Origin of the sequence: Desulfoluna butyratoxydans (genome assembly GCF_900699765.1) — a bacterium.
GTDB classification, from domain to species: domain Bacteria; phylum Desulfobacterota; class Desulfobacteria; order Desulfobacterales; family Desulfolunaceae; genus Desulfoluna; species Desulfoluna butyratoxydans.
On record NZ_CAADHO010000002.1, the window covers coordinates 140659 to 166132 of the forward strand.

A 25474-nucleotide genomic window follows, 5' to 3' on the forward strand; every position below is an offset into this window, starting at 1 on the left:
CTTCTACGCATCTCTTTCCGAGCACCCCTGAAGGCAAAACCCGGAAATCTTTGCCGGTGGGATCAGCGGTCCCCCCCAAGGCGCTTGTCGAGCTCCATGGCACGGAGCCGTTCCGTGGCCATGCCGCTCCAGAACTCATCATCCGAGGTTGAGACGGCCCGGTAAAGAACCATGGCACGGCTTGTCTCTCCGCCCTTGGCCAGGGCATCGGCCCGTAAAAAACGAAGCTCTTCACCGGAGACCTCTTCACCGGCATATTTTTCCGCCCCGGCAAAGGCGGTTACCGCGTCCAGGTACTTGCCCAGCTTCATCTCCAGATCTCCCAGGCGGCGGTACGCCGCATAGAGATCATCCGACGGCACGGGCTCCCCGGCTTCCAGGAGGGGAATCGCCTTTTTAAGGCGGCCTGCGGCCCCGGCGTGGTCCCCCAGATCTTCCCGGCACCGGGAGAGCCAGACCTGGGCCTCGGCGCCCTCGCCGAAGCTCAGGCTTTTTTTGAACAGCACCTCGGCCTGCTCCAGCTCACCGGCCTCGTAGAGGATGCGCCCCAGCCTCAGGGAGGATTCTCCCTGGCCCGGAGCCTTGGGGTACCGCTCCAGGTAGCGGGTAAAAATGGTTTGCGCCTCTTTCTTGCGCCCGCCCTCGTCCAGGGCCTGCCCCAGCTGAAAGTAGAGACCGGCCAGGCGTTCCTCCCCCGACCACTTGAGCCGCTTCATGGACAGGACAATGGCGCGCTCCAGCTCCTTGGCGGCGCTGCCGTAGAGGTGGGCTGTCATAAAGGCCTCTCCGGCCAGGAGAAAGATGTCGGGATTCTCCAGCTTGTGCAGGAGGCGCCGCTCCTTTTCAAAAAACGCAATGAGATCCACATACCGACCCTCGGCCATGAGCCCCTTGAAGTGACCCAGCACGGCCTGCTCGGCACGGGCATAGGCTTCGGCCCGCAAGCCCCCTGCCCCGACCTCCAGCAGTTTTTTTACCATGGCAACGCTGGCCTCGTGCTCACCGGCCTCATCGTAAAGGGACGCCATGCGCAGCATGGAGAGGCGCGCCAGGGGGTGCTCGGAAAAATCATCGATGACCTGGGTGTAGAGGGCCTCCTTCTCCTTTCGGTCCGGAAGCTGCTCGGCCAGGCGGACCAGGGCCGTCACATAGCCCTCCCCTTCGGTGTAGCGCTCAATAACCATGCGGAAAAAGGCCTTGGCGCGGTCCGGGCGGCCGTCGTCCAGCCAGCTCTCCCCCACGCTCTCAAGGGCCATGTCCGCGCCTTGGGCATCGGGAAAAAGGTTGGCAAACTGCACCAGGTAGCGGCGCGCCACTTCACGGTGCCCCGCCCTCAAGGCAGCCTGGCCGCCGTAAAGGAGAAGGTCGGGATCCTGCCACACCGCCTCTTCGCTCTCTGCCATAAGGGCCTCAAAGAGGGCCTGGCTTTTGGCAAAATCCCCCACGTCGTAGAGGACCAGGGCCATCTCCTTTTTGGCTTCCCCGGCAAAGGCCAGGGACTCGCCCAGGTCCGTCACGGTCTTGAGCATGGGCAGGGCTTCCACGGCACGGTCCGTGCGACGCAGGAGCTTTGCCAGGCGAAAGGCCGTATCCGGGGCTCCGGTAAAGCCGATGTGGTCTTCCAGAACCACACGGAAGTACCCTTCGGCCATGCCGTGGTCCCCCAGGGCCGCATAGGTGCTTCCCAGCATGGAGAGGGCATAGGGCAGGTACGGAGAGTCCGGGTACCGGCTGATAAAATCGTTGATGCGGGCCGGAAGCGAGACAAACCCATCCTGATGGTGACTGCTCTCTGCGGAGCGGAAGCCGCTGAGCACCCGGAGGATCTCAAGGCCCTCGGCACAGCCCCGTGGCATGTCAGAGAGTTTCAGGCTCTTGGCCGCCTCCTGCTCGGCGCGCCGATACGCACCGCTCTGCATGAGGGTCAGAATGCGATCCATGCCGTCCCCCTCCCGGCAAAGGGTGCTTTTTACCTCCAGCAACAAATCGTCCACGGTGCCGGAAAAGCCCTCCCGGGCCACCAGGTGGGTCTCCTCGGCCCGGGAGCCGGCCGGAGCCGGAATACGTCCGAGGACCCGCTCCGGGGTGAGGACATCGGCCGGTCGCTTGACGCTCCGGGGCGCCTTGCTGCGAAGGGTCTCCTTGAGGGAGAGCAAAATCACGAGACGCGAGCCCGTCCATCCGTGTTCCATGGCCAAAATAGGGTCAGCCGTCCGCACCAGCAGGGTGGTGACTGACGGCGTACGGCGCCGCACCGCCACCTCAATGGTGCCGGGCCCCGGCAGCAGGCCTTCTGAAACGGTGGCGTCTTTCAGGGCAATGAGCAGTTCATGGTCGTCGATCTTCACCACTTTGGCGGCCACGGGCTCGGAAAAGGTGAGCTCCACGCGATCCGGTGCCCGAAAAACCTTCACCCGGGTCACCTCCACCGCCATGGCCTGCCCCCACGCCATCAACACGAGGGCTGCCGCTGCCCATGGAATCCATCTGCCCTGCCGTTTTGGGAATGCCGTCATCGTCAACTCCTTCGTGGTCCCTTGTGATTCCCCGCCGGATGCACGCCTGGCGCAGCCGATCGCCCATGGGTTTTGCAACCCCTGTGCCAGAAGGCCCAGGCAGGCCGTAACCATCGTAAAGCACGACAAATTGCCGTTGATTCGGAGTCGGAGCCCCTCTGAAAAGAGGCGGTAAACGAGCTGGACAGGCGCCAAGAATTTGACAGGGCAGGACAGGGGAAGTCGCACGGGTAAGGCCCGGGGCCGCAAGGGGCACCCGAACCGCGGAGAGGAGCATGCCGACACAAGGCGGCCTACACAGCAGAGGAGGTCGACCCCTCTTCAATCTTCATCTTTTTGATCTTCTCCACCAGGGTGGTCCGCTTCATGCTGAGAAGCTCGGCCGCTTTGGCCTTCACCCAGTTGGATTCGTTCAACGCTTGAAGAATCAGGGATTTCTGGTGCTGTTCCACGGACTCCTGGAAGTTGACTCCGTGGCGCACATCACAAAAGAGGGCCGCGTCCTGGGGGGCACCGCCGTCGGAAAGCTCTGCGGTGAAGTGATCGGGCAGGTCCTCCACGTCCACGATGTTGCCGTCCACCAGCACGGAAAACCGCTCCACCAGGTTCTCGAGTTCACGGACGTTGCCGGGCCAGTCATAGGCCGTCATGGTGTCCATGGCCTCAGGAGAGAAACTCTTCTTCTCCATGCCGGTGCGGCGCGCAAGTTTGTCCATGAAATGCTCTGCCAGAAGGGGGATGTCGCTTCGCCGCTCCCGCAAGGGGGGCATGATCACGGGAATCACGTTGAGGCGGTAGTAGAGGTCTTCGCGGAACGCTTTCTGCTCCACGGCCAGGGCAAGGTCTTTGTTGGTGGCGGAAATGATGCGTATGTCCACGTGGATGGAGCGCGTGGCCCCCACCCGCTCAAAGCACTTCTCCTGGATAGCCCGAAGGAGCTTCACCTGGAGGTCGGGGCTCATGTCCCCGATCTCATCGAGGAAAATGGTGCCTCCGTCGGCCAGCTCAAACCGACCCGGCCGGGCCCTGTGGGCCCCTGTAAAGGCGCCCTTTTCATGGCCGAAGAGCTCGCTTTCCAGGAGTTCACCCGGAATGGCGCCGCAGTTGATCACCACCAAAGGGGCGTTGCGCCGGGGGCTGTTGCGGTGGATGGCACGGGCGATGAGCTCTTTGCCCGTCCCGCTCTCCCCGGTTATCAGCACGGTACTGTCGGTGGTGGCCACTTTGTTGGCCACCTTCAGGACCCGCCGGATGCCCTCGCTCTCTCCGATGAGGCCCCGGCTGTCAAACCCCGCTGCCGCGGATGCGCCAGGGGCGGCAAGGGCCATGGAGCGGCAGGCATCCACCAGCTCGTCCGCGCCCACCCCGTCGTCAAGATGCAGGGTGTTCCCATAATCGGGTTCCGGGCCCTTGCCCACGAGGATAAGGGGCGGTTCACCGCATCGTTTCAGAAACAGGGAGAGGGCCGAAGCGTCGCTTTCGGACAGGTGTGAGGCCACGACGGCCCCATAACCGGAGTCGCCGGACACCTCCGTCACTGCCGTTAACTCCGGCGCCGACTCGATCTTGAGGTCGCAATTGGAAAGCATCCCCATAAGCAGAGAGCTGTCCAGCTCCCCTTTTATGAGTACTTTGATCATCCTGGTGTCCGCCATGATTGCTACGGTCCTATCTTACTGCATTCGGTCGTGGAAGTGGGTTATTACGCAAAGCCAAGGGAGGGGGAGATAACGAGGGGACACCTCGGTAGTCTATCCAATTATTTTGCCCAGCTTGTCTGCGATGGCCTCGGCCGTAAACGGCTTCACCACATAGTTTGATACACCCGCCTGCACCGCTTCGATGACGTTCTGTTTCTGGGCTTCGGCGGTCACCATAAGAAATGGAATATCTTTATAAACGGGATCGGAGCGCACCAGTTTCAGCAGATCAAGACCCGTCATCTTGGGCATGTTCCAATCCGAAATAATCAGGTCAAAGCTGCCCCGCTTCAACTCCTCCAGCGCCGTGGTCCCATCATCGGCTTCCGTGATGTTGGTGTACCCCAGTTGCTTGAGGATGTTTTTCATGATTCGGCGCATGGTGGCAAAATCATCAACAACAAGGATCTTCAAGGATGTACTCATTTCCCGATCTCCATCGATCTCTAACGCGACCCCACCGTCCCTTCACCGGGTAACCCCATGACGGTACCCAAGGGTTCTCTAATCTCATGGCCCACAGGACGGTCTCTCCTGTTCGAGACACAACACCGGATGATGGCGCCTCGTCGAGGCGGTTCCAAAATCTATCCCACACGGGCCTGCCTCACCCTAACAGATAGCACCTGCGACACAAATCCACAACAGGCGCTTTCGTTAACATTCAAGGCAAACTTCTATGGTAAATTCCCCTCCCTCGGTTGTAAAGGGGATAGCGATCTTCGGCCCGTCGGAGTAATGGGTGATGGCATGGCCCCGCCCGCTCACCACCGAAGGGATCGAAGCCTGAAACACCCGGCCGTTCTCTTCCATCTCACGCCGAGCCTGCCCCGAGATCATGTTGATGATCTCGCCGACGGCATCGGACACCTCATGGGACAGTTCGGTGATCTCCTCACCGAACATGTTGGAGACCACCCGAAGGATACTTCCCTCGTCAAAGGTCACGGCAATGGTGCCGTTGGTCTCCCCCGTCAATCCGATGATCCCGGTGACGTCCCCCGTGGCCCGGTCGTCCCGCTTCAGGTAGGGAGCCCCTGCCTTGCAGCTGACAAAGGCCATGGTCTCCAAGACATTGGAGGTGGCGTGAATAAATGGGTTGATCACATTTGCATCCATAACGCACTCACTCGTCCGTCGGGCCTTACGGCCTGGTTCGCTCGTTTGGTGTCTTCCCCCCAACGCAGGTCAGGGGCCAAAGACGTCATGCGGCCCCGGGGCTGCCCCAGGTCCGCCGAACCGCACCCGCCCTGAGCAAAGGCGCCGCAGCACATACCCGTATCACTCTTTTTTCACCGTGCCCTCAAGGCCGCCGGTACGCACCACCTTGAGGTAGGCGTCCACCACCCTGGGGTCGAACTGTCCCCCGGCCCCGTCCCGGATAATGGCCGTGACCTTGTCCAGGGGCATCTTCCGGCGATAGGCCCTGTCCGACGCCATGGCGTCGAAGGCATCGGCCACAGACAGGATCCGGGCCAGAAAGGGAATGGCCACCCCGCGCAGGCCCTCGGGATAACCCTGGCCGTCAAACCGCTCGTGGTGATGGCGGATGATCTGCGCCTCCCGGTCCCAGAGACCGAGCTGGCCCACGATGTCGGCACCGATGTCGGGGTGCTCTTTGATCTTTTCAAACTCTTCGTCCGTCAGGCGCCCGGGCTTTAGGAGTATTGCATCCCGAATCCCTATCTTTCCTATATCGTGGAGCCGTCCGGCAAAATTCAGGACATCGAGTTCCTCTTTGGTGCACCCCAGCTCCGAGCCCAGGAGAATGGCCAGCTCCGCCACCCGGTTGGAGTGCTGGTTGGTGTAGGAATCACGGGCTTCCACCGCCTTGACAAAGGCCGACAGGGTGGAAAAAAGGTTGTCGTAGATGTTCTCGTAAAGGGCCACGTTTTCCACGTTGCCCGCGGCCTTCTGGGTCATGAAGCTCAGGTGGTAGACATCTTTTTCGGAAAAATGGCGCGCTTCGTCCAGGTGACAGGTCACCAGCACCCCCAGGCTCTTGGCCCGGATCTTCAAGGGCACCAGCACCACGGAACTCATGGGAGCCTTCATCTCCCGGAGCCGGGTGCTGTGGGAGATGAGGGTGGGAACCCCTTCCAGGGCCACCTCCCGGATGAGCGCTTCAAGCTCACCGCCGTAGCGGGCAAGGCCATCCAGGGAGATGCGGGCACCGTTGGAACCGGTGGCCGCCATCTCAAAGGGGGTGTCCACGGACTCACTCACGATAAAAAACCGGGAGGACTCTGCGCCGGTGATGTCCACGGCAGACTCCGTGGCCTTCTTGAAGAGCTCCTCGCTGGAGCTGATGGCGGAAAAGTCATCCATGATGCGGTTCATGATGTTGAGCTCTTCCACCTTGCCCACGAGCTCGGCATTGAGGGACTCCAGCCGCTCCTTGCCTTCCACTTCCTTGGCCAGGAGCAGGTTCTTCAAAAAGAGCTCCCGCTCCCTGAAGACACGGTTGACGCACAGCTCCATCTGCTCGAGCTTCACCGGCTTGATGAGAAAATCCACAACCCCGTTTTTCAAGGTGGAGAGGGTGTTTTCCAGGGAGGGAAAACCGGTCATGACCACCACGGGAATGGAGACATCCTTCTGGCGAATGTGCTCGGCGAGCTCCAGGCCGTCCATGCCCGGCATGTTGATGTCGGTAAAGCAGCAGTCCACCTGGTGGGAGGCAAGAACCTCCAAAGCCTGATGGCCGTTGCCCGCCGTCAACACCTGGTACCCCTTGTGCCTGAAGTATTCCCCGGTGATGTCGAGAATGCTCTCCTCGTCATCCACAAAAAGTATCGTTTCTTTTCCGCGTTCCGTCATCTGCTGCTTACCAATGGCATGGGATCATCGACGAATGGCATGGAGAGCCGCCGTGTGGCCGTGGGACAGGGACCGCAAAAAAGCACCGCAGAAAAGCCGGCGCTCAGGTGAGTCCCTTTCCGGAGAGCCGAAGCCGTCAAACGGGGCAAGCTGCCTTCATTTTTGCAGGCTTCGGTCCTTTGTGGTACATCATCATAGATCATTTTATAGGCCTTTGCAAAAACTAACCCGATTTAATACCGATGCACAGAGCGGGCGCGCCATCTTCGGCCCTTTCCCCCTCCGCACCGCCCAACCCCTAAGGGAGCCAGCTAAAAATTCCGTGGAAATTCGTTTAGACAACCGGGCCACCCTCATCGCCCCCCCTGGGGAGCTGGCCGATGCCGTCAAGCAGAACCTGACCCTTCCCAACCCCGTCTGGCAGGAGAACCAGCGCCGCGGCCGGTGGAACCGCGGGGTGGACAAGGACCTTCTTTTCTACGAAGAGACCGACGAGGGCTTAAGCGTCCCCAGGGGCTGCATGCGGATGATCATCACCGCCTGCAGGCACCACAACGTGGCCTTCTCCCTTACGGACAACCGCAGGACATGCCCGGAGGTCGACTTTGAATTTACCGGTTCCCTGCGCCCCTTTCAGGAAGAGGCCTGCAATGCGGTGCTGAAAAAGGAGTTCGGGGTCCTCACCGCCCCCACCGGCGCCGGCAAAACCGTCATGGCCCTCTACCTCGTGGCCCAGCGGCGTCAGCCCACCCTCATCGTGGTCCACACCAAGGACCTGGCCCGCCAGTGGATCGCCCGCGTAGAATCCTTCCTCGGCATTCCCGAAAAAGAGGTGGGCCTCATCGGGGGCGGCACCTGCCGCTTAGGAGACAAGGTCACCGTGGCCATGGTCCAGTCCCTGTACAAACGCTCGGCCGAGGTGGCCCCCACCATCGGGCACCTCATCGTGGATGAATGCCACCGGGCACCCAGCCGCACCTTTACCGAAGCCGTGACCCGCTTTGACTCCCATTACATGACCGGCCTGTCGGCCACCCCCTGGCGGCGGGACAAACTCTCCCGCCTCATCTTCTTCCATTTGGGGGAGTCCGCCTGGCAGATCGACAAGAGCCCCCTCATCGAAGAGGGGCACCTCCTGAAGGCCGAGGTGCGCTTCCGTCTTACACCCTTCTATTCAGATATCGACGGAACCACCCATTATCCTAAGCTCATGGCGCAACTTACCGGAGACCCGGAACGCAACGCCCTGATCGTCAAGGATATTTCCGAAGAGCTTCCCCACACCCAGGGGACCCTGCTCGTCCTCTCCGACCGGAAAGCCCACTGCGAAAACATGAAAACCCTTCTCTTCTACAACCACGGCATCGAGGCCGACCTCATCACCGGAGACCTCTCAAAATCAGCACGGACCGAGGCCCTGGAACGCCTGGAAAAAGGAGAGACCCGGGTGCTCTTTGCCACCAGCCAGCTCCTGGGGGAAGGATTTGACGCCAGCTGCCTGGCCACCCTGTTCCTCACCTACCCCATCCGTTTTTCCGGGCGGCTCATCCAGTACCTGGGGCGGGTCCTCAGGCCCGGAGCGGGCAAGGACAAGGCGCTTATCGTGGATTACGTGGACGCTGAAATCGGTGTCCTGGAGTCTGCGGCCCGGGCTCGGCTCTCGGTCTACCGGTCCAACAGCATCGCCATTGCCGACGGTCCCCCACCGTCAGGGGACGACGTGATTAATTCTTGATCGACACTTTTTAACAGAATTATATTCTGCAGCATTACAAATAACCAGAACTATATTCTTGACACCTTCCTTCCGGGCGAGGTATCTTTGCTATAAACCATGGAGAGAACCCAATCATGACCCTTGACTGCATCAGCCTGACCATCCTGAAGATCCTTCAGGAAAAAGCCCGGATCCCCAACGTGGAAGTGGCCCGTCGTGTCAACATGGCCCCTTCGGCTGTTCTGGAACGGATCCGCAAACTGGAAAACCAGGGCTACATCAACGGATACGAAGTCATCCTCAACCCCGAAAAATTCGGCAGGAGCCTCATTGCCTTCGTGGACCTGGCCGTGGACGATATCTCGCGTCTGGATGACGCCGGGCAGCGCCTGGCTGCCCTGGACGAGGTCCAGGAGGTCCATCTCCTTTCGGGAAACACCGGCTTCCGCATCAAGGTCCGGGTGGAGGACACGGCCAGCCTGGCGGCGTTCCTTGCCAGCCCCCTGGGCTCTCTTGAGGGGCTGCGCCCCACGGCCACCTCCGTGGCCCTGTCAACCTACAAGGAGACCTCCCAGATCCCCCTTTCCGCAAAGGAGTGTGACCCATGCCCATGAGCCCGGACTATACCCAACGCCTCACCCCCGCCCTGCAAGGCATCGCAGACCACTACGGGACCCCCTTTCACATCTACGATGAAAAAGGCATCCGAGACACCTGCAGGGAGCTTAAAACGCTCTTTTCCGGCCTCCCCGGGTTCTGCGAATACTTTGCCGTCAAGGCCCTCCCCAACCCCGAAATCCTGAAGATTTTCAAGGACGAGGGCTTCGGCTTCGACTGCAGCTCCACACCGGAGCTGGACCTGGCCCGCATGGCCGGAGGCCGGGGCGAGGAGCTGATGTTCACCTCCAACAACACCAGCGACGAGGAGTTCCGTGCGGCAGCGGCCCACGGCGGGTGCGTCCTGAACCTGGACGACATCACCCTCATCGACAAGGTACCGGAGATGCCGGAGCTGATCTGCTTTCGCTACAACCCCGGAAACCGGCGGACGGGCAACGAGATCATCGGAAATCCCATGGAGGCCAAATACGGGGTCAGCCACGACCAGCTCGAAGAGGCCTACCGCAAAGCCATGGACAAAGGGGCCACCCGCTTCGGCCTGCACACCATGCTTGCCTCCAACGAGCTGAACTACAGCTACATGGTGGAGACCGCCGCCATGCTCCTGGACCGCGTCCGGGCCCTGCGCAAAGCACTGGGCATCACCTTTGAGTTCATCAACATCGGCGGCGGCATGGGCATCCCCTACCAGCCCGGCCAGGACGCCCTGAACGTCCGCGCCATGGCCGAGGAGATCACCGCCCTGTTCAAGGAGTTCCAGGCCGAGGAAGGCTACATGCCCCGCTTCTTCATGGAGAGCGGCCGCTTCATGGCCGGGCCCCACGGCGCCCTGGTGACCCGGGTGATCAACCGCAAAGAGACTTACCGCACCTACGTGGGCGTGGACGCCTGCATGTCTGCTCTCATGCGCCCCGGCATATACGGCGCCTACCACCACATCACCGTGCCGTCCAAGGCAGACGCCCCCGGCGATACCGTGGTGGACGTGGTGGGCTCCCTGTGTGAAAACAACGACAAGTTTGCCGTACAACGCCCCCTGCCCGCCCTTGAGGACGGGGACCTTCTGCTCATCCACGACACCGGCGCCCACGGCCACGCCATGGGCTTCAACTACAACGGCAAGATGCGCCCCAAAGAGCTCCTCCTGGAGACCAACGGCGCCGTGCGCCAGATCCGCCGGGAAGAGACCTTCCAGGACTACACCGCCACCCTGAACTGCGACGCCGACCCGTACATGCCATAAACCACATGGCACACCCGAAGGTTTGTCTAACTTTTTAGTAACTATTCAGCTTGCCTCCGGCGGGTCGCTTTTTTGAAAAAAAGCTCCGCAAAAAACTTTCCCAATTCACCCGCCCTTTGTTTTGATCGCCCCGAAGGGCGATCAAAACAAAGGGCGGGTGAAGAAATGACGAATGTATTTCGGCGGAGCCTGGAATGTCTATCTTAATACCTGTTTGTCAAACTTTTCAAAAGTTTGGCCCCCGGCAGGGCCGCCGGAGGCAAAGATAAGCTGAAAAATAAAAAGGGGAGAGACCGCCAGGCGGTCTCTCCCCTTTTTGTTGAGTGTTACTGCCTCAAACGAGAGGCATCACGGGCTACCGTGATCAGATGGCCTTTGCGCCCTCCAGGGCAAGCAGAACAACCTTCTGCATCACCTTCTCTTTCATGGTCCTGGGGGCGTCCAGGTCGAGGCGCTTGAGGTAGGGACGGGCCGCTTCGGGAACCGGCGCCATCATCTTCTTGATGAGGTCGCGCCCAAGGGCCACTTTTTTGTTTGCCCGGGACTTGAACCCTTTCAGGGCTTTGCCGATGATGATCTCCTCATCGGTGAAGTCCGTGCCAAAGGGGAAGGCCTGGAACAGCCCGTTTTGGCGATGGGGGACCAGGATTTTCTCAAGGCGATCGGGGGTGTTGTTCCTGAAGGCTTCGGGGATCTCGTAGTCCGCAGGGACCTTGCCCTTGGCCTTGGCCGTGTCCAGGAGCTGCTGCTGGAACCGGGAGTCTGCGATGCAGATCAGGCGGGTCATGGCTACGTGGTCCTGCTGGCCCCTTAAGTCGGCGATGCCGTACTCCGTCACCACGATGTCCCGCAGGTGACGGGGAATGGTGGTGTGGTTGTACTGCCACACGATGTTGGAGGTGGCACCGGCCCCGGAGCCGCGCGTGCTTCGTACCATGGTGACGGCTCGGCCGTCGGGCAGGGCGTGGGCCATGGAGATAAAGTTGTACTGCCCGCCGGGCCCGCTGATGATGCGGTGGTCGTCCAGGCCGTCGGCCACGGTGGCGCCGTTGAGCATGGCCATGAGGGCTGCGTTGATGAACCGCCCGTGCTTGCGCTGGGCCACGCGCAGCTGGTAATCGTCCCCGTAGAGCTGGTTGATGAAGGCCACGCTGCGCATGTCGATGAGCTTGAGCTGGTCTTCCGGCAGGGCCTTGAGGGTCTCGTAAAAGGCCTCGGGCCCCACAAAGAACCCGGCGTAAATCACCACGGCCTGATCCAGGCACTCGCCCAGACAGCCCGCAATCACCGCGTCACGGTTGGCCGCATCGGAAAGATCTGCGGAGTAGCGGGTTTCGCCGTCCACCAGCTCTTCGCCTTCAAGGACAATCCCCTTCTTGAAAATGCCGAAAGCCGTGAGAAAGGTCACGTCCTTTTCCCGAAGCTGGGGCCGGATCACCTCACGGTCCAGCAGCACGTTGAGCATTTCAGGGGTCACCTCTTCGGTGATGGTCCCTTCGTTGAGGAGGGTCTGCAGATCCAGATGCTCGTAGACCTTGCGCTTGAGGACCCCGCACTTGAAGAGCTCGATGAGGGTGTCCACGAACATTTCCGTGGAGCTCATGAGCCCCTCGTCGAACACGTCGAGGCCGCCCCACTCCTCAATGAGAGTCCCGTATCGTTCCATGACCCCCAGCTCGCCCATGACGGACTTGTAGGCGTCGTTTTCCGTGTGACGCATCATGATCCCTGCCACAATGGCATCCCCCAGGGAGCCGATGCCCACCTGCAGGGTTCCGCCGTCCTTGACCAGGGCACTGGCGTGGAGACCGATCATCCAGTCCGTGGTGCTCACGGATTCTTTGGGAGCGCGGAAGATCTTGAACTCGTAATCGGGGTTTTCGATGATCATGTCGTAGTGACCGGGCTCCACCACGGCGTCCCCGTACATAAAGGGCATGTCGCCGTTCACCTGGCCGATGATGGCCCGGGGAATGCCGTCCCCTTCGTTGGCCCGGATGTACTCGGCTCCGTCCAGGTGGGTGTCCGGGTTGCAGCCCATGGAGAGAAAGGTCTTGCCGTCGATCTCTTTTTTGGCCACCAGCTGGGAGATGACGTTGGCCCCCTGGAGCAATCCGTCCCGGATGGCGTGGGTGTAGTTGGAACCCAGGTAGTGCTGCTGGGCATGGGGACAGTTCATGAACTGGGCGGTTTTGTTGTAGAACTCCACCAGCTCAAAGTTTTTCGGGATCTCATTTTTGCGAAGGTCGCCGATGTAATCGAAATCGGGAAAATCGCCCCAGATACGCTCCACAAGGGGTTGCATGAAGCGCCGTTCCAAATCGTTGCCCCAGGAGGGCTTTTCCAGGGTCACGGCGGTGATGAGGGTGAGGTGCATGGAGGGATCGGTCTTGAGCCTCCGATAGATGGCGTTAACCAGATGGTTCGGTTTGCCCACGGCCAGCGGGACAGCCATGATGATCTTCTTGCCCACCTTGGCCACCAGATCATCAACACATCGTTCCACATCCTGATAATAGACAGGTTCTCTTGATTCCATAACTCTCTCCTGCTTCCTTACCTTCAGCCCCTCCTGATTGGGCTGTCCCCTTCGGGGCTTCCCATCCCCTCCGGCGAAATGATTCCTTGATTACATAAATAGAATTGAAATTCTATAATACAACCCGCTGAGCTTGTAAATCACAATTCCCCTGCAAAACGCTACAAAACGTTTCTTACATGATTGCCTTTGCTTTACAAACGACCCTTTAATGTATCAATGTTCACCACCTTTCCAAATAAAAAACCCCATGCCGAGCAGCGCTCGGCATGGGGTCTTTTTCAAAAGCGATGTATCGGGTCAGGACCCGGGCCTTTGGCTATTTGATGGCCGCACCCTCCCTGGAGCCCTTGACCACCACGGCAAACTCGGTGAGGTCGTCGGGAAGCTTTTCAAACACCACCATAAAGGGCACAAGTTGCCCGGGGCTGACCCGCGCGTTGATATTGTCCTTGCCCAGAGTGGTCTTGAGCCTCTGATCGATCTCTTCCATGGACAGGGTCGCCAGCTCAGCGTCCGTCATGGCATTGCCCGCATAGAACTCCTTGGATTGAACCTCAAGGTTCTCCTTGGTGTAAAGCTGGCCCAAAAGCTGAATGGAGTGCCGTGTGGTTCCGTAGTTGTTACGCACCTTGCCGGTGATCACAAACAGGTCGCCCAGGCTGGGACTCACCACAAAACGCCCGGTGACGTCCTGGGTCAGGAGATGGCGGGTCCCGTCGGGATCTTTCTCGGCGGGCTTCACCCAGTCACTCACCAGGGGAATCCCTAAGCCGGAAAGGGTTTCACGGGCCTTTTCCACGGCGTTGATGGTGGGGATGGCCACCCCCGTCCGGTCCTGGATCTCATCCCGCATGGCGTAAACACCCACGAGGATGGCAAAGAGAAGGACCACCACCAGGAGAATGGTGAGGAAAATACGCAATCCGCTTCCCCGGCCACCGTCCCGGGCATGGCTTCGGGAAGCCTTGGCCGGCGCCTCGGGCTCCGGTTCGGGTTCGGGCTCATCAATGCGGACTGCCTCGGCCACCGGTTCGGGGGCAGGCGCCACAGGAGCTGACACGGGCACAGCGGCAACGGCCTCTTCGGCCTCCGGGGCAAGGTCCAGCTCAAGCTCAAGGTCCACCTCCCCGTTGACGTCGGCTTCCACATCCAGAGGAGTGTCGTCTTTTTCGAGCATCGCCTCGATGTCGCTGAAATCCGAATCTTCCAGGGTGTCTTTCTCCAGGGGGTCAAACTCCTGGGTCTTCTCATCGCCCTTGAAGTCAAAGTCGAGTTCCAGCTCGATGTCATCGTCTTCAGGGCGGTCCTCTCCGGCAGCGGGCTCCTCCTGAAGAAGCCCCTCCAGCTCCGAAAGGTCCAGTTCTTCATCCAGAGAACTCTCCAGGGAAGCCTGCAGGGGCTCCTCGTCCCCCAGATCGAGATCCAGGTCGAGTTCCATGAACCCGTCTTCGGCGTCGGTGTGGGCCTCGGCCGTGCCTTTCGCCGCATCCACGGGGCCATCGTCCAGGGAGAGTTCCAACTCACCCAGCCCCCCCATGCTCAAGGCAGCGGCGTCGCCGTCCCCTGCGGAAAATGCCGGGGACTCGGCATCTCCCACAAGCTCCACGTCGCTTCCTCCCCCGTCCAGGGAGAGGGCCATTTCAGAAAAATCAAACTCCTCTTCCGGAGCGGCGGGCTCTTTGGCGGTATCGCCGTCCGGGGCCCCTAAGGCCGCCTCCAGATCAGAGAAATCGAGGTCGTCATCAAACACGGGGGCATCCACCGTCCCCTCGTCATCCAGGGAGAGGCTCACATCTGCAAAACCGGAATCTTCCTGGCCGGGGGCCTCGGGCTCCAACCCTGCAAGGGACTCTTCCAGGCCGGAAAAATCCAGGGTCTCCTCTACTTCGCTGCCCTCGGCCGGAGCCGCAGGCGCCGGACCTTCGTCCAGGGAGAGATCCAGATCCAGATCGGCCAGGTCAAACTCAGAGAGGTCCAGATCATCGGGCATGCCCATGTCCGGGCTCGCCTGAAGGTCCAGATCCCCCAAGCCCAGGTCGTCGAGGTCGATATCGTCTATGGACTCGGCAGGAGCCTCCTCGGCCACGGGTTCAGGTGCCGGTGCCTCGGCGGGCGGTGTTGCCGCGTCAGGAGCGGCCTCTTCACCCGGCTCGTCCTCTTCCAGCCCGAACAAACGATCCAACTCCCGGTTGAGTTCGCTTTGCAGGTCGTCGCCTTCATCAAGATTTCGTGGAGCAGGGGCCGCGGGTGCCTCGGCCGGAGGGGCCTGGGGAGGCTCCTCAACGGACGGGGCCGCCGTCTCCGAAAAGACTTTGAACACGTGTTTGCAACTTGAGCATCGTACCTTGCTGCCCGTGGGTTTGATCAGTTTATCATCCAGAACGAACCTGGAATCACACTCCTGACACGTGATAATCATGTGCGCGTCCCCTTTTTCATCATGCGAATGCAACCCATCCTGTCGATCGGCTCTGTTTACATTTCCAAATGGTAAATCCCGGGAAGGTTCCGATAGTCTTCGGCGTAATCCAGGCCATACCCCACCAGAAACCCTTCAAGGATCTCGTGGCAGGCATAATCCACCTGGACGTCCATGACGCGGCGTTCCTTCTTGTCCAGAAAGGCGCAGACTTTGACACTTCGGGCACCTTTCTCCTTGAGGTAGTTCACGATGAACCGCAGGGTCAACCCTGTGTCCACAATGTCTTCCACAACCAGAACATCCATTCCGGTGACATCGAGGTCCAGCTCCTTGGTGACCGTGGTCGTCCCGGAAGACTCGGCGCTTTTGCCGTAACTGGAGACGCCGAGGAACCCGATTTGTACCGGAACCGTAATCTCACGTGCCAGGTCGGCCATAAAAATAAAGGCCCCTTTCAAGGCACCCACCAGGGCCAGTTTGCCGCCCTGGTAGTCATGGGAGATAACTTCCCCCACTTCGGTGATACTTCTAGCGATCTCTTCTTTCGAAAGTACTTCAATAAGTTCGGACATTCTGATTACTTTATCATTACTTTATCCCTTACGCCACACCTGATTACAGACCGGCGTCCGCAAGAGAGTATATGTTCACGCGTTATGAATCGGCGGTACCGAAGATAAACATCCGTCTCATGGCCGTATCGCAAAATCAACAGGATGTCAATCATTTTAAGCCATTACAGCCCGCTTTTCGCCAGATCCTCTACTGCCGCCCGCTGACTATCCGTCAGGGTTTTCGGAAGGGAGATACCAATTCGGACAAACAGGTCGCCTTTGCCCTCCCCTTTCATTTCAGGCAATCCTTTGCCTGGAATTCGCATCTTTGTCTTGTGCTGGGTACCGGCTGGCACCCGGAGATTGATCTCACCACCGTCCAGGGTGGGCACGGTGATGGTGGTCCCCAGGAGTGCTTCGGACACCCGGATGTCGGTGTCGTAAATCACGTTCTGCCCGTCGGGGAAAAAGCCCTTTGCCCCCACCACGCGGGATCGGATGTACAGATCACCGGCAGGGCCGCCGTACGGACTGGGTTCCCCTTTGCCGGAAAGCCGGAGCTTCTTGCCGTCCACCAGCCCCTTGGGAATGCGCACGTTGATGGTAGACGCCCCGCCACCCACGGAGAGGGAACGGGTGGTCCCGGTGTACACCTCTTCCACGGTGAGGGTGATCTCCAGGGTACGGTCCTCACCCTTGGCCTGGCGCCGGCCCTGGAACCCTCGGCCTCCGCCACGGCCGCATCCGCCATTGCCGAACCCGCCGTTGCCAAACCCACCACCGCCAAAGCCGAACTCCCGAAAGATGTCCCCGAGATCAAAGCCCCTGAAAATATCTTCCTGACTGTATCGCTGCTGAAACCCCGAGGCCCCGAAGGTATCGTATTCCTTGCGCTTGGCCGGATCGCTGAGCACAGCGTAGGCCTCGCTGATCTGCTTGAACTTGTCCTCGGCGGCCTTGTCTCCCTTGGTCTTGTCGGGATGGTATTTCATTGCCAGCTTGCGGTACGTCTTCTTAATCTCGTCGTCGGAGGCGCCTCGTTCAACGCCCAGTACTTTATAGTAGTCCATTTCGTTTGATCCAATCGCAAGAGCCCGGCACGGGAAGAAACCCTCTTCTTCCCCGGGGTCGGGCCATACGTTATTACCATGTTGTCACCCCGTTTGCTCACCTGCCGGAGATCCAAACGCTTTCGATACAAGGAAAATAGGGCCAATGGCCCCACGTGTCAAGGACGTCGCCACAATCTTAACCACCGCGGCCGCCGGCCTTGACCAGGCGGTCCAGGCGCAGCCTCTGCCGGTCGTCAAACAGACGCCTGGCCCCCACGGAAACAGCCAGGACCGCACCGAACCCCGTGCCGGCACTGACAATGAACATGATGAGGATCTGATACTTTACGGCCTCCATGGGAGGGCTCCCCGCCAGGATCTGGCCGGTCATCATCCCCGGCAGGCTCACGATACCGGCCACGGCCATGGCATTCAAGGTGGGAATCATGGCACTGCGAATACTCTCGCGCCGGATCTCCCCCACGGCCTCGTCCCAGGTCTGACCGAGGAGCAGGCGCCCTTCGATGACCGCGCTGTCCCGCCAGGCCGTGGACGTAAGGCGCTCCATGCCGATGGCGATACCCGTCATGGTGTTGCCCAGCATCATGCCCAAAAGGGGAATGGCATACTGGGGGGCATACCAGGGGTCGATACGGATCACGGTGGAGAGCACCAGGCAGGTAATGGAAAACGAGGAGAGGGTCATGGCGGCCGTGCCCGTTGCAAATCCCCAGGGGCCGGTAAAGCGCCGGGTCTGACGGCTCATGACTTCACGCCCCGCCGTGGTCACCATGATCACGGCAATGGCGACCAAAAGCAGGGGGTGGGCGTGGTCAAAAAGGGTCTTGAGAACCATCCCCACCAGGAGAAGCTGCAAGGTGGTGCGCACGGCGGCCACCACGATCTGACGTGTCACCCCCAGGTTCATGCGAAAGGAGAGCAGGGCCAGGGCCACCACCAGCAGGGCGGCAATGGACAGGTCCACCGGGGAGAGAGCGATCACCGAATTCATCGGCACACCTCCCCGCCGGCTTCTCGCAGCACCCCGTCCGCATCAAAGGAGACCACCCGCTGCGCCACGCGATTGAGCTGATCCACGGAGTGCCCCACCCAGATCACCGGCGCCCGGTGCGTCTGTGCATAATCCAGAATCAGGGACTCCACCCGCCGGGTGCTCTCGCCGTCCAGGTTGGCCGTGGGCTCGTCCAGAAGCAGGGCCCGGGGTCGGCGATCCAGAAGGCGAAGCAGGGAGAGGCGTTGCCGCTCTCCGCTGGAGAGGCGCTTCACCGGCCAGGTGAGGACCTCTTCACGGAGCCCCAGCGCCTCGGGGCACACCGCCTCCGGCGTCAAAAAATGTTGGGCGACCCCATCGGCCCACCAGGCACTCTCGCTGGGCAGCAGCCCCACCATGCGACGCCACTCGGAAGCGCAGAGGGCATCACGGTCCGTGGCCCCCAGGCAGACCCGGCCGTCATGGGGTTCCATGTCGGCCACGGCACGCAAAAGCGAACTCTTGCCGATGCCCGAAGGGCCGGACACCCCCACACAGGTTCCTGCGGGCACCGTAAGCCGCACCGGGCCCAAGCCTCGAATGACCAGGTCGTCAATGATCAGGTCGCCGCCCTGCACTTAGTTTCCTCCAAGCCGTTTAAGATGAATCATGAGAACCGAAAGGGCTGCAGGCGTAATGCCGTCGATACGTGACGCCTGCCCCAGGGAGACCGGTCGCACCTCCATGAGCTTGGCCCGCAGCTCGTTGGAGAGGCCGTGCACCTCCTCAAAGCGAAAATCCTCGGGGATGCGAATCTTTTCCATGTGCTTGAACTTTTCAATCTCGGCCAGCTGGCGATCGATGTATCCTTCGTATTTCACTTCGATCTCCACCTGCTTGGCCACCCGGGCCTCCACAGGGGGCTCGGCCGGGGCCACGGTCTCCACCACATCGTAGCCCACCTTGGCCCGCTTGAGGATCTGGTCCAGGGGCGCCCCGGTCTTGAGGGGCGCGGAATCCCGCGCCTCCAGGTAGGTGTTGATCTCCGGGGAGGGCTTCACCACCACCCGACGGATCCGACCCATCTCCCGGTCGATGGCGGCCTGCCGCTCCCGGACCTGGCGTACGGTGTCCTCGCTTACCAGGCCCAGGTCGTAGGCAATCTCGGTGAGCCGGAGGTCGGCGTTGTCCTCGCGCATCATCAGGCGGTACTCCGCCCGGGAGGTAAAGATGCGGTAAGGCTCCAGGGTGCCCCGGGTGATGAGATCGTCCACCATCACCCCCATGTAGCCCTGGGAACGGTCCAGCACAAAGGGAGGCCGTCCCATGACCTTCAAGGCCGCGTTGACGCCGGCCCAGAGTCCCTGGGCAGCGGCCTCCTCGTACCCGGAGGTGCCGTTGATCTGCCCGGCAAGAAAAAGCCCGTGGATCGACCGGGTCTCCAGGGAGGGGCGCAGCTGTACCGGGTTCACGTAATCGTATTCAATGGCATAGCCGGGACGGATGATCTCCGCCTCTTCAAACCCGGGAATGGACCGTACAAAGGGGATTTGAAGGTCCACGGGCAAACTGTTGCCCAGGCCCCCGATGTACATCTCACAGGTGTCGATCCCCTCGGGCTCCAGGATCACCTGGTGGGAGACCCGGTCCGGGAATTTTACGGCCTTGTCCTCGAAGGAGGGGCAGTACCGGGCCGACACGCCCTTGATGGTGCCGCAGTAGAGGGGCGAACGGGCGAGGTTTTCCATGACAATGTTGCGGGTGGCCTCGGTGGTGTGACCGATAAAGCTGGGCAGCTGGGGCAGGGGGGCGTAGGTGGATGAGAACGAGAAAAAGCAGGGGGTCTCGTCGGCGCGGTGCTCCTCCAGCTGAGAATAGTCGATGGTGTCCCGGTGAACCCTCGGCGGGGTACCGGTCTTCATGCGCCCCATCTCCAGGCCCAGCTCCTTCATGCAGGCTGCCAGGCCGTAGGATCCGAATTCACCTGCTCGTCCTGCCTTGATGGCGCACTCACCCACATGGACGAGGCCGCCCAGAAAGGTCCCGGCGGCAATGACCACAGCCCCGGCTCCGTACCCGAAACCGGTCTGGTCCACCACCCCTGTCACCGCGCCCCCTTCCACCACCAGGCGCTCCACCATCCCCTGCTTGAGGTGCAGGTTTGCCTGGCCTTCGAGCACCGCTTTCATGGTACGATGGTAAATGTTCTTGTCGTTCTGGGTCCGGGTGGAGTGAACGGCGGGTCCCTTTTTGGTGTTGAGGGTCTTGAACTGAATGGCCGAGGCATCCGACGCCTTGCCCATCTCCCCGCCCATGGCGTCCACCTCCCGCACCAGGTGTCCCTTGGCCGTGCCCCCGATGGAGGGGCTGCAGGGCATGGACGCCACCTTGTCCAGGTCTATGGCCAGAATCAGGGTGGAAAGCCCCATGCGGGCCGAGGCCAGCGCCGCTTCACACCCGGCATGGCCGCCCCCCACCACAATCACATCATATTTTCGTGTCGTTGATACCATCACTCGCCTGCTCGTTTGTCTGCCAGAAGGATCAAACAACCGGAGATCATTTTTCATTTCGACCTCTCCGGCCGTTCGATGTATGATGGGCCTCTGCCGGGGGATAGCCCCAACACAAAAAGCCGGTTTTCACCGACTGCGCCCATCGGCAGCTCCGGGGCCCTGCGTGGCGCAGGATCCCGAAACGCCATCACATTTTTACGATCATCCCCTTAATATATTATCGGGTTTCAAGCAAGGTCAATATGAACGCAACACAGGCAAAACGGTACACAGATCTCAACAGCCACCTCAAGGAACGCTTCGGCAAACGGGTGCAGAAACTCACCGTGGACGCGGGATTTACCTGCCCCAACCGAGACGGGCACACCGGAACCGGGGGGTGCATTTTCTGCAACGAAAAAGGATCGGGCAACGGGGCCCACCTGCTGGGCACCTCGGTGTCGGAGCAGATCCGCCAGGGCCGCCTCGCCCTGTTCAAACGTTACAAGGCAAAGCTTTTTCTGGTCTACTTCCAGGCCTACAGCAACACCTATGCCCCTGTGGAGCGCCTGAAAGCCCTCTACGACGAGGCCCTGGCCTTTGACGATGTGGTGGGCCTGGCCATCGGCACAAGGCCCGACTGCGTGGACGAGGAAAAACTGGCCCTTTTAGACGCCTACTCCAAAGAGAAACTCGTCTGGATCGAGTACGGCCTTCAGTCCGCCCACGACACCACCCTGGCCGCCATCAACCGGGGGCACGACGTGGCCTGCTTCAAAGAGGCCATGGCCCTCACCCGAAAAATCGCCCCCGAGGTAAAAATCTGCGCCCACATCATCCTGGGGCTCCCCGGAGAGACCCGGGAGATGATGCTGGAAGGTGCCAGGCTGCTGGCTGACCTGGGCGTGGACGGGATCAAGCTGCACCTCCTGTACGTGGTCAAGGACACCCCTTTGGACACCCTCTACCTGAACGGGGACTACACCTGCATGGAGGAGGACGACTATGTGGAGACCGTGTGCGACTTTCTGGAGCTGCTCCCCCCGGAAATGGTGATCCAGCGCCTCACCGGCGATCCCCATCGCGACGAGCTTCGCGCCCCCCAGTGGCCCCTGAAAAAAGGGACCACCCTGGCCCGCATCCAGGCCACCTTAGAGAGCAGGGGCACCTGCCAGGGCTCCCGGTACATCAAGCCGGAGCACGCATAGCGACACCGCAAATCACCCCAGGGCGCCTTTAATGGCAGCCACAATCTGCTCAGTTGACGGTACCGCCCCGTCGGCCTGCATCACAATATGGTGACGGCCGTCCAGGGGCGTGTAACGAAAGGGAACCGTGGAGTAGAATATCCCGACGCTGGGGGTATGGGTGGACACAGCCACGTTGCGCACCCCCGTATCGGGAGAGACAACCAGCCTGGCTCGCGCAACCCTGTCGATCAATCCGTCAAGGGGCAGACAGGGCTGGATCGACACATTGTCCCGTTCCGTCAGGCCGAGAAAACAATCCCCTTTTTCGTAATCGTTTTTCCCTTCCAGATAAACATGCTGGTACCCGGGAAGCTCTCGGGAGGCGATCTCAAGGACCTCTCGCATCTGTGCTTGGGGCAGTATTTTAAGTACCGATGAGGCGCCGTTGAAATAGAGGATGGCTGGGGTGGGACTGGAGGTATCATATAGTGACAAATGACTCGGGTACCCGAAATCCAGGGGGCGCGAAGGATTGTGCCCCAAAAGCTTGAGCATATCCAGCATGCACTCCAGCTCCGGCTGAAAGTCGGATCGGAACACGGTCACGTTGTACAGGGCGCGACCAAAGTATGGCCTGTAAGGAAAGCCGACCTTCAAGGTCGCTTTGCTGAACAGCGTCATCCACCGGGATCGGCTGGTCCCGGCAACATCAAAAATAATATCCTGGGGCGGCAGCTGCCTGAAGTCCCGGAGCCGGTCCCCAAGGCTCATGGTGCCCTTCTGCTCCCTGCCCGCCATCACAAGGGTGATATCCGCCAGGTCGGACGGCATGCCGTACCGATAGTTGGACACGCCCACCAGGGTGATCTCGGCGTTTGGGAAAAACTTTCTGACCTCGATGAGGAAGGGCCGGGCAATGACTTGGTCCCCAAGGGCAGCATGCCGAATAACGGCGATTTTTTTTATTTTCTCAGGAGAAAACTCCCGCTCAATATATCGGCGCACTTTTTTGGAGGCATACCCGCCGCGCTGAAACCATAAGTGATTCATGTCGGATTATCCAATACACGTATCGATCACAACCATTTAACACAACTGCTTCCGATATGGATACTTCACACCAAACCAATTACTGATAGACGTCATCTGCGCCTACAACAAACATTGATAGCAACAGCAAGCAAGAATTACAAGAAATTCAAAATTCGACGTTGGAAGGGAAAAAAAATGGTGCTGCGTATTGTCGGACTTTATGACACCACACCCATAAAATCCGACAATACGTGCCAGAAGGGAATTCCTGAGATGAATAAAGAAAGGGCCAGGAGCTGCGTACCTGACAGTTTTCCGTCGCGGGCCTTGGCACCGGTCACGGGCAGCAGGTGGGCCGTTTGTCGGTGGGGGCGCCGGGGTGGAAGCACGACGTCGAACTAAGTTCGCATCGAAGTACACCCCGTTGCTTTGTTGGAGATTATATGCAGCCCCCCCGGGCTTTGTACATAGAGTAATGCATTCATTTACCTAGGGGATCCCCCCAAGCCCATCCGTGCAACGGCTCAAAACACGGCAAAACAAAGCATTCAAGAGCCTCAAAGGCGTGGTTTTCCGAGAGTTTTACCTTTACTACTCTGCCATCCGAAGGCAGCGCAGGCCCGAGATAAAAAAGAAAATAACGGGTTCCGCCCCCATCGGGTGCCACCGCATCAGATCCGCTTGGCTATGGGATAACGCCGCCCGCTGCCAAAGGCCTTGGCCGTCACCCGAAGCCCCGGGGCCGCCTGCTGGCGCTTGTATTCATTGATCTCAACCCGCCGGACCACATCGGCCACCACCGCCGCGTCAAACCCCATGGCCTCAATCTCCGATGGCGACTTCACCTCTTCCACGTAGGCGTGCAAAATGGCGTCCAGCACTTCGTAGGGGGGTAATTCGTCCTGATCGGACTGGTCGGGCCGGAGCTCAGCCGACGGCACCTTGTCGATGATACGCTGGGGAATCACCTCCCCGTTGCGGTTCACATACCGGGAGATATCCCACACAAGGGTCTTGGGTACGTCGGAGATGACGGCCAGCCCCCCGTTCATGTCCCCGTAAAGGGTGCAGTACCCCACGGCCAGCTCGGACTTGTTGCCGGTGGTGAGCACCAGGGCCCCGGTCTTGTTGGAGAGGGCCATGAGCAGCGTGCCCCGGACCCGGGCCTGGATATTCTGTTCGGTGACCCCGTGCTCCTCCCGGCAGAACACCTCCGACGCACCCAAAAAGGCATCAAACATGGGAGCGATGGGCACCACATCGTAGTGGGTCCCCAAATTCTCTGCCAGGGACCGGGTGTCCACGTCGTTGTCCGAGGAGGTGTACTCCGACGGCATAAAAACCGTGGAGACATTCTCGCCCCCCAGGGCGTCGGCGGCAACCGCAGCGGTGAGGGCCGAGTCAATGCCCCCGGAGAGCCCGATGACCACTTTCTTGAAACCGCACTTGGTGACGTAATCCCGGGTGCCCATGACCAGGGCGCGATACACCTCTTCCTCCACGCAGGAAGGAGCCGGGGCAATGCGCTGGGGGCTCTTCTCCATGGGTTCAAAGACCAGAAGATCCTCGTCAAAGGAGGCGGCACGGGCGGCCAGGGTGCCGTCATCGTGAAAGCCCAGACTCCCTCCGTCAAAAAGGAGGTGGTCGTTGCCCCCCACCTGATTGACGTAGCACACCGGCACCTTGTAGCGGCGGGCCACTGAGGAGAGGAGTGTCTCGCGAAAAGCGGGTTTCCCGGCGTTAAAGGGGGATGCCGACATGTTGATGAGCAGCTCAGCGCCCTTTTCGCAGAGGTCCGACACAGGATCCACGCGATACTTCCGGGAGGAGAAAACCTCCTTGTCGTTCCACATGTCCTCGCAGATGGTGATGCCGAGCCGTACCCCGTTCCACATCACGGGCTGGGACTCGCTGCCCGGCTCAAAGTACCTGCGCTCATCGAACACATCGTAGGTGGGCAACAACCGTTTCCGAACCTTGTGGAGCACCCGGCCGTCTTCAAAGAGAAGGGCTGCGTTGTAGAGGTTGTTCTCCCCGGGTTCGCCGTTTCTCTCCACATACCCGAGGAGCACGGCAATGCCGCGGACCCGTTCCATGAGGCGCTCAACCGCCTCCAGGTTGTCCGCAATAAAGGAGCGCCTCTCCAGAAGATCGCGCGGCGGGTACCCGCTCACGGCAAGCTCCGGAAAAACCACCAGTCGGCACCCCGCCTCCCTGGCCTTGGCCGCAGCCGCCTCCATTTTTCGGCAATTGCCCTCAAAATCTCCGATGACCGGGTTGATCTGCCCTGCTGCTATTCTCACCATATTCATGCATCCGTGCCTGTTCCGCTTTTCCAATCACGCCCCACCATGGCAGAGCCCCTATCCACTTGAATTTTAGACACATTTTACCTGTGCCATCATTCTTCCCCCGGATAGTATCCCACCCAGGCCATCGCGGTCAAACCCTATTCATACCAAGGGCTTGTTCCGGCCACAGCGGGGTATCTTTCAGCCACAGGGTGTGCTATAGTCTCCTGCCTGTCGAGCAGATATCCCAAGATGCCGTATTGTATAAAAAAAAGAGCCCAAAGGGCT

18 protein-coding genes are annotated in these 25474 nt (G+C 60.2%); 4 read left to right on the top strand and 14 right to left on the bottom strand.

What is annotated here, in order from left to right; genetic code table 11:
* Positions 1–62 precede the first annotated feature (62 nt).
* The 5 genes from MSL71_RS05785 to MSL71_RS05805 form a co-directional block, all read right to left on the bottom strand.
* Positions 63–2516, bottom strand: coding sequence for a tetratricopeptide repeat protein (locus MSL71_RS05785; protein WP_180137733.1), 2454 nt, complete (start codon positions 2514–2516; stop codon positions 63–65).
* Positions 2517–2809: 293 nt separating this feature from the next.
* On the bottom strand, positions 2810–4156 hold the full coding sequence (locus MSL71_RS05790) for a sigma-54 interaction domain-containing protein (protein ID WP_246317723.1): 1347 nt from the start codon (positions 4154–4156) through the stop codon (positions 2810–2812).
* Positions 4157–4267: 111 nt separating this feature from the next.
* Complete coding sequence (locus MSL71_RS05795) at positions 4268–4642, bottom strand: chemotaxis response regulator CheY (RefSeq protein WP_092213365.1); 375 nt, start codon at positions 4640–4642, stop codon at positions 4268–4270.
* A 231-nt stretch (positions 4643–4873) separates the two neighbouring features.
* Positions 4874–5335 carry a chemotaxis protein CheX gene (locus MSL71_RS05800; protein WP_180137735.1) on the bottom strand — a complete coding sequence of 154 codons (462 nt, stop codon included), beginning with the start codon at positions 5333–5335 and terminating at the stop codon, positions 4874–4876.
* Between the two features lie 162 nt (positions 5336–5497).
* The gene (locus MSL71_RS05805; RefSeq protein ID WP_180137737.1) at positions 5498–7036 is read right to left on the bottom strand and encodes an HD domain-containing phosphohydrolase; all 1539 of its coding nucleotides are present in this window, start codon (positions 7034–7036) and stop codon (positions 5498–5500) included.
* A gap of 322 nt (positions 7037–7358) precedes the next feature.
* On the opposite strand from MSL71_RS05805, the gene MSL71_RS05810 reads away from it, so the two are divergent.
* From MSL71_RS05810 to lysA, 3 genes are all read left to right on the top strand, one after another.
* Complete coding sequence (locus MSL71_RS05810) at positions 7359–8771, top strand: DEAD/DEAH box helicase (RefSeq protein ID WP_218950964.1); 1413 nt, start codon at positions 7359–7361, stop codon at positions 8769–8771.
* 116 nt (positions 8772–8887) lie between these two features.
* On the top strand, positions 8888–9367 hold the full coding sequence (locus MSL71_RS05815) for an Lrp/AsnC family transcriptional regulator (RefSeq protein WP_180137742.1): 480 nt from the start codon (positions 8888–8890) through the stop codon (positions 9365–9367).
* Positions 9358–10617 carry a diaminopimelate decarboxylase gene (gene lysA / locus MSL71_RS05820; RefSeq protein WP_180137744.1) on the top strand — a complete coding sequence of 420 codons (1260 nt, stop codon included), beginning with the start codon at positions 9358–9360 and terminating at the stop codon, positions 10615–10617. Before MSL71_RS05815 ends, lysA begins: the two co-directional genes overlap by 10 nt.
* A gap of 364 nt (positions 10618–10981) precedes the next feature.
* Here lysA and MSL71_RS05825 read toward each other — a convergent pair whose 3' ends face one another.
* The 7 genes from MSL71_RS05825 to mnmG all read right to left on the bottom strand — a co-directional run bounded on the left by MSL71_RS05825 (position 10982) and on the right by mnmG (position 20691).
* Complete coding sequence (locus MSL71_RS05825) at positions 10982–13156, bottom strand: acetyl-CoA hydrolase/transferase C-terminal domain-containing protein (protein WP_180137747.1); 2175 nt, start codon at positions 13154–13156, stop codon at positions 10982–10984.
* Positions 13157–13475: 319 nt separating this feature from the next.
* Complete coding sequence (locus MSL71_RS05830; protein WP_180138964.1) at positions 13476–15578, bottom strand: DUF3426 domain-containing protein; 2103 nt, start codon at positions 15576–15578, stop codon at positions 13476–13478.
* Positions 15579–15634: 56 nt separating this feature from the next.
* Positions 15635–16153, bottom strand: coding sequence for a hypoxanthine phosphoribosyltransferase (hpt, locus tag MSL71_RS05835; RefSeq protein ID WP_180137749.1), 519 nt, complete (start codon positions 16151–16153; stop codon positions 15635–15637).
* Positions 16154–16317: 164 nt separating this feature from the next.
* Positions 16318–17205 carry a DnaJ C-terminal domain-containing protein gene (locus MSL71_RS05840; RefSeq protein WP_180137751.1) on the bottom strand — a complete coding sequence of 296 codons (888 nt, stop codon included), beginning with the start codon at positions 17203–17205 and terminating at the stop codon, positions 16318–16320.
* Between the two features lie 178 nt (positions 17206–17383).
* Complete coding sequence (locus MSL71_RS05845) at positions 17384–18199, bottom strand: ABC transporter permease (protein WP_180137753.1); 816 nt, start codon at positions 18197–18199, stop codon at positions 17384–17386.
* Positions 18196–18816 (bottom strand): ABC transporter ATP-binding protein, encoded by a 621-nt coding sequence (locus tag MSL71_RS05850; RefSeq protein WP_246317724.1) that lies wholly within the window; start codon positions 18814–18816, stop codon positions 18196–18198. The genes MSL71_RS05845 and MSL71_RS05850 overlap by 4 nt, the downstream gene beginning before the upstream one ends.
* Positions 18817–20691: a tRNA uridine-5-carboxymethylaminomethyl(34) synthesis enzyme MnmG gene (gene mnmG / locus MSL71_RS05855; protein ID WP_180137756.1), complete on the bottom strand. Its 1875-nt coding sequence runs from the start codon at positions 20689–20691 to the stop codon at positions 18817–18819. It lies immediately after the preceding gene.
* Positions 20692–20936: 245 nt separating this feature from the next.
* Between mnmG and mnmL the strand changes: the two genes are divergently transcribed.
* Positions 20937–21881 carry a tRNA modification radical SAM protein MnmL/YtqA gene (gene mnmL / locus MSL71_RS05860; protein WP_180137758.1) on the top strand — a complete coding sequence of 315 codons (945 nt, stop codon included), beginning with the start codon at positions 20937–20939 and terminating at the stop codon, positions 21879–21881.
* Positions 21882–21893: 12 nt separating this feature from the next.
* Here mnmL and MSL71_RS05865 read toward each other — a convergent pair whose 3' ends face one another.
* Together MSL71_RS05865 and MSL71_RS05870 are read right to left on the bottom strand one after the other, a co-directional pair.
* Complete coding sequence (locus MSL71_RS05865; protein ID WP_180137759.1) at positions 21894–22913, bottom strand: glycosyltransferase family 9 protein; 1020 nt, start codon at positions 22911–22913, stop codon at positions 21894–21896.
* A gap of 653 nt (positions 22914–23566) precedes the next feature.
* Entirely contained in the window at positions 23567–25201 is a 1635-nt protein-coding gene (locus MSL71_RS05870; RefSeq protein ID WP_246317725.1) for an NAD+ synthase, read from the bottom strand.
* Between the last annotated feature and the right edge of the window lie 273 nt (positions 25202–25474).